The following is a 5,704-nucleotide window of genomic DNA, read 5'->3' on the forward strand; positions in this document are numbered from 1 at the left end:
CTTGTTCGGGTGTGGGGTAAAATCGAAACGAATAGGCTTTTTCCATGTCTCACATTTTAGCATATATTTGGTAAATGCGCTAGTATTTAACGGTAAAGCCGTCGTAGAACGACGGGGTTTCAGACCCAAAATTTTCGATGAATAGTCCATTGCCGGGAGATAACAGCCAATTAGATAGCCAACTACATTCCCTTGTAACGACGGTGACAGCGATCGCCCAAGAACAGCAGGGAGATTGTAACGGTTTGTTAATGTTGCTGCGAACTTTAGAAAATTTACATCGGCAAATTCGCGAGCAGATGTTCGAGCCATCTTTACCCAATACCCGTAAGGACTTATACGGATTACTCCGGGATATCGAGGAAACCGGGGGATGGCCCTATATAGAACGGATGAAGTTACAAATGTTAATGGAAAAATTATTAGCCAGTGAAGTCGGCGCGCTCGATTCGGCGGCAAAAACCGATGATCGGGAAAAATGAGTTTCCAGAGGTTACGGAGCGGGTTACAGTATTGGGAAAATGGATATTTTAGGGGTAGTTCGTAAATCATGACCACCGTGAACCCGATTAAATTTGGAACCGATGGCTGGCGCGGGATTATCGCCGCCGATTTTACTTTCGATCGAGTCGCTCTGCTCGCTCCCTTGGCGGCTCAGGTTTTAGCGGATAATTATGGTCAGATCACAGGTTCGCGGACGATTATCGTCGGTTATGATCGGCGGTTTATGGCGGAGGATTTTGCTCAAACTGCGGCGGAATCACTTCAAAAAGCCGGTTTTGATGTGCTTCTCTCCCAATCCTACGCTCCGACTCCCGCTTTTAGTTGGGCAGCTCGATCAGAAAATGCTCTCGGTGCGATCGTGTTAACCGCCAGTCATAACCCAGCCAAATATCTCGGTTTGAAGGTTAAAGGTTATTTTGGTGGTTCTGTCTCGCCGGAAATTACCCAACAAATTGAAGCTTTATTGTCTAATCCGCCGCAATTTAACGCAGCTGCCGGTAAATTAAGCACTTTTGAGCCATGGTCAAGTTATTGTCAGGGTTTACGCCAAAAAGTTAACATTGCTGCTATTGCCAACGCGATCAAATCGGGACAACTAAAAGTTTATTCCGATGTCATGCACGGTGCGGCGGCTACCGGTTTAGAGCGTCTTTTGGGGGTGGGGATCACGGAATTACGCGGCAATCGCGATCCTTTGTTCGGTGGCGGCTCTCCAGAACCTTTACCGAGAAATTTGAGGGAAATCATCGATAAACTGGCTCACAGCGCAAATTTAGCCCCTTTGCGAGTAGGTTTGGTCTTCGATGGGGATAGCGATCGAGTAGCGGCGATCGATGGTCGGGGGAATTTTTTAAGCACCCAAAATCTCATCCCGATTTTAATCGAGCATTTAGCCGGTAAAAAGGGAATGAGAGGGGAAATTGTGAAAACGGTGAGCGGTTCCGATTTAATCCCCAAATTAGCCAGTTTATACGGTTTATCGGTCTTTGAAACCCCGATCGGTTATAAGTATATCGCCGATCGAATGTTGACCACTCCTGTGTTAATTGGTGGGGAAGAGTCGGGAGGTGTCGGTTATGGTACTCACATTCCCGAACGGGATGCTTTATTATCAGCTTTATACGTTTTGGAAGCGGTGGTAGAATCGGGCCAAGATTTAAGCGATCTTTACGCGCAATTACAGGATAAAACCGGGTTTCATTCTGAGTATGATCGCATTGATTTACCCTTAGCTAATATGGAAGCTCGCGATCAGTTAATTACTGCTTTGGATAGGGAACCCTTAAGGGAAATTGCTGGTAAACAAGTGACTGATTGTAATACTATGGACGGTTATAAATTCCGTTTAGAAGATGGCAGTTGGTTGTTAATTCGCTTTAGTGGCACAGAACCGGTTTTGCGTCTCTACTGTGAATCTTCAACCCTCGATCGAGTTGATGAAATTCTCGCATGGGCAAAATCTTGGGCTACCTATATCTAGGGCTTGCTGAATAATGGTAAAACCCTTTTAAAATAAGGCTTTTGACCTGTTATAATCCGATGTTCATGCTGCGAAAATAGGATTAAGACCTTCAAAAACCTTGCATTATCCTTCTTTGTAGTACATAAGCTGGTACAAAAAAATAGGGCAACAAAGCCTGAAACGACCGGCTACTGACTTGAAAGAGGGTGTAGGGTGTAGGGTGTGGGGTGTGGGGTGTGGGGAAGGAAACCTCTTTCATCTCTGCTGGTGAAAATTTTTTCATCGGGACTGACTCCTAACCCCACCAACAAACTTTTTGCCGCAAACCCTATCTAATAGAAAACGGGTTTCTTGAAGAAACCCGTTTTCTATTTTCAGAAAATTAAGATAAAACGGGGATGAACTAGGAAATTTTCAGCCCGCGAATTGCATAATCTAATAATTCCATCGGATGAATAACGGGTGTATCTTTTCCCTGTAATTGTAGATGTTTTTTAATTTGTAGGGAACAACCCGGATTAGGAGAAGCAATCACCGCAGCCCCAGTATTTAATAAATTGCGTACTTTCTGCTGACCTAATTCATCGGCAGTATCTGGCTGTAGCATATTATAAACTCCGGCACTGCCACAACACAAGGCCGCATCGATAGGTTCTTTTAAGTTAATATTGGGGATTTTTTGCAATAATTGCCGTGGTTGCACCGAGATTTTTTGTCCGTGTAAAAGATGACAGGCATCTTGATAAACTAGGGTTAATTCTGTCTCGGTAATCGGGGATAAATCAGCAGTTAACCCCACTGATGCCAAAAATTCTTGGGCATCGCGTACTTTAGCCACAAACTCCTTAGCCTTATCTTTATATTCAGGATCGTCGGCTAAAATATGATGATATTCCTTGAGAGTATGACCACATCCTGCCGCATTAATAATAATATAATCAACCTCGGTTTCTGCGAAACTATCGATCATTTGTCTGGCTAAACTTTGCGCTTGTTTTTCCTGTCCTTGGTGTGCGGGTAAAGCGGCACAACAACCCTGGGTTTTTGGGATAACCACTTCACAACCATTGGCAGTTAAAACCCGCACTGTCGCTTCATTTACCGGCGAGAAAAAGAGGCGCTGCACACAACCTAAAACTACTCCCACCCGATAGCGTTTTTCAGTTTGGGAGGGAATAACATCGGCATAGTTTTTAAACAGAGAGTCTAGGGTAATTTTTGGTAAAATTGATTCCATCGCTGCTAGACGAGGAAAGAACATTTTTAATAGTCCCGATTTTTTAACAATAGTTTGTAATCCCAGGGTTTGATATAACCAGAGGAAAGGTAAAAATAATTTGAGACGGACGGGATAGGGAAAGAGATTAAAAATGAGAAAACGAATAATTTTATCTTTAAAACTGCGGGGTTGATTGCGTTCCACTTGCGGACGAACTGCGGCGATTAATTGATCATATTGTACTCCCGATGGACAGGTACTAACACAGGCTAAACAACCTAAACAAGTATCAAAATGTTGGCTAGTGGTTTCGTCTAAAACTGCTTGCCCTTTGTTGATAGCATTCATCAGATAAATTCTGCCCCGGGGGGAGTCCATTTCTTTGCCAATCACTCGATAACTGGGACAGGTAGATAGACAAAAACCACAGTGAACACAACTATCGATTAATTCTTGAGCGGGGGGATTCTTGGGGTCAAATCCTTGATTTTTTTGGTCGATTAATTCTTGAAAGTTAAGGGAATGCTCGGAGGTTTGCATGATTTTTAATTAGATTTTGTTAAGAAAGCGTTCAGGACTAAAAATACCGTGAGGATCGAATTTAGTTTTTAGGGTTTTCATCATGGCAATCGCATTACCTGTATAACCCCAAGGTTCAATTTTTTCCTTCAGCGATGGAGGCGCGGTTAACACCGTTAAATAACCCTGATTGGCACTGCATAAAGAGCGAATTTTGTCAAGATTTTCCTCCGATTTTAAGATAACTTTACCCACCCCACTACTAATATTAATTGATGCTAGTCCGTTAATTTGGTCGATAACTAGAGCTAAATTGCTAGGTAATAATCCTATTTTGCCGAAAAAATTGCCCTCTTGGTCATAATTATCGATTGTTTTTCGGTATCTTTGCCATAGAGAAACTTCTTCCTCATCCCGATAAGAATTAGTCTGACAATCCAACTGTTGCCCTAAATAACTCACCTGTTGCGATTGTTCGCTAATACTTTCGGGAATACTTTGAAAACGCAGCAGTAAAGCGACTTTTTCCCCTAATCCTAATGCTTGCGTCATCCCTAGGTTTAAACATTCAGCCACGGTGGGAGTTAAAGACGATTGCCGAATAAATTGACTTAATTTACTAATATTTTCGCTATTTCCTCTAATTATCAGGGTTTCTGAGTTAGCAGTTTCGGGATACAGTCGCAGGGTAATCTGATCGATAATCCCTAAAGTGCCGTAGGAACCCGTAAATAGCTTCATCATGTCGTATCCCGCCACATTTTTCACCACACGCCCTCCAGCTTTAGCAATCTCGCCATCGTGACGGATAAAGGAGAATCCTAGGATCAAATCCCGGACACCACCGTATCTTTGCCGCCATGTTCCCGCGTCGGCCGTGGCCATAATACCGCCAATCGTGGCATTATCGGCGTAACTGGGATCAAGAGAAAGAAATTGAGAGCTAGGAGCTAAAAAAGCCTGTAAATCCGCTATTTTAAGCCCAGCTTGCACGGTTATAGTTAAATCTCCCCTAGCATGGTCAATAATCTGGTTGAGATTTTGGGTACTAACTAAAATATCGGGCGACTCGACTAACCCACCCCAATCTAATTTACTGCCTTGACCGTAGGCCAGTAAAGACAGACGATTTTCGTTGCTAAAACGCACCAAAGAGGCTAAAGCAGCTGTATTAGCGGGATAAACTAGAATTTCAGGACTTTTGCCCCTAATTGCCCTTGATAGTCTTTCTTGTTCCTCTTTTGGCACTTGTGGCCAGATAATAACCGGCGTGTCGGGGGGTAAAATAGAAGTTATCTGGGCAGCGATCGCAGTCATATTTGACACAAGAATTGAGGAGTGAGGAGTCAGGAATTACCGGCCGATAATCCCGAAGAATGGGGGTAATGCTAGGACTAATCAGTAATTTTCAGCCTCTATTAATTAGATTACCTTAGTTTGGCTCTCCATCTCCGATGTGGGGCAATTCCAGCCATACTGAGGCAGCTAAAAAGCTCTCTTGCATAAATCAAAAAATTTTCGGCAAATGTCGGGAAAAAGCGAAAGGTTAAAGGGAAAATTATCCTTTTGCCTTTTGCCTCTTGCCTCTTGCCTTTTGCCTCATCTCAACAAGCAATTTAAATGAGCGGGCAGCCCAATAACTGACTGTTAAATTAGCCATACACTCATGTAATAATAGTGGATTACCTCGATCAGTAAGCCAAGAAGTTATTGACATCCTCACCGCCGTAAACGGACGGTGATTCCTAAACCTCACGATTTAAGTTTCTGTTTCTTCCCATCGCTGGGGTTTCGCACCTGCCTTAACAGATTTACTCTGTTCTGGTCTTATGGTCGCTCTACAGACTGACACCGCAAGTCCTGCGGCCAAAATGTTTTTACTGGCGTTAATATCTCGGTCATGGTGCGTCCCACAGTCTGGACAATCCCACTCTCGAACATTTAACGGCATTTTCTCAGCAATATACCCGCAATTACTACACCGCTTAGAACTGGGAAAC

The 5,704-nt window shown here is 43.4% G+C and carries 5 protein-coding genes and 1 pseudogene; 2 read left to right on the forward strand and 4 right to left on the reverse strand.

Features of this window, described 5'->3' with window-relative positions:
• Nucleotides 1–46: helix-turn-helix domain-containing protein (locus IM479_RS22535; protein WP_353737100.1), on the reverse strand; the 46-nt coding region annotated here is incomplete at its 3' end.
• 91 nt (nt 47–137) lie between these two features.
• Here IM479_RS22535 and IM479_RS04790 point away from each other — a divergent pair.
• Both IM479_RS04790 and IM479_RS04795 read left to right on the forward strand, forming a co-directional pair.
• A complete protein-coding gene (locus IM479_RS04790; protein WP_286825884.1) occupies nt 138–482 on the forward strand; it encodes a hypothetical protein in 345 nt (114 codons plus the stop codon).
• A 68-nt stretch (nt 483–550) separates the two neighbouring features.
• Nucleotides 551–1,984, forward strand: a complete 1,434-nt coding sequence (locus IM479_RS04795; protein ID WP_287685880.1) for a phosphoglucomutase/phosphomannomutase family protein — start codon at nt 551–553, stop codon at nt 1,982–1,984.
• 385 nt (nt 1,985–2,369) lie between these two features.
• On the opposite strand, the gene IM479_RS04800 is transcribed toward IM479_RS04795, so the two are convergent.
• The 3 genes and pseudogenes from IM479_RS04800 to IM479_RS04810 all read right to left on the reverse strand — a co-directional run.
• Entirely contained in the window at nt 2,370–3,725 is a 1,356-nt protein-coding gene (locus IM479_RS04800; protein ID WP_287685882.1) for a (Fe-S)-binding protein, read from the reverse strand.
• A 9-nt stretch (nt 3,726–3,734) separates the two neighbouring features.
• Nucleotides 3,735–5,021, reverse strand: coding sequence for an FAD-binding oxidoreductase (locus IM479_RS04805; protein WP_287685886.1), 1,287 nt, complete (start codon nt 5,019–5,021; stop codon nt 3,735–3,737).
• 435 nt (nt 5,022–5,456) lie between these two features.
• Nucleotides 5,457–5,704, reverse strand: a pseudogene (locus IM479_RS04810) (zinc ribbon domain-containing protein); the annotation flags it as partial.

Source organism: Microcystis sp. M165S2, from assembly GCF_020245885.1.
GTDB lineage: Bacteria > Cyanobacteriota > Cyanobacteriia > Cyanobacteriales > Microcystaceae > Microcystis.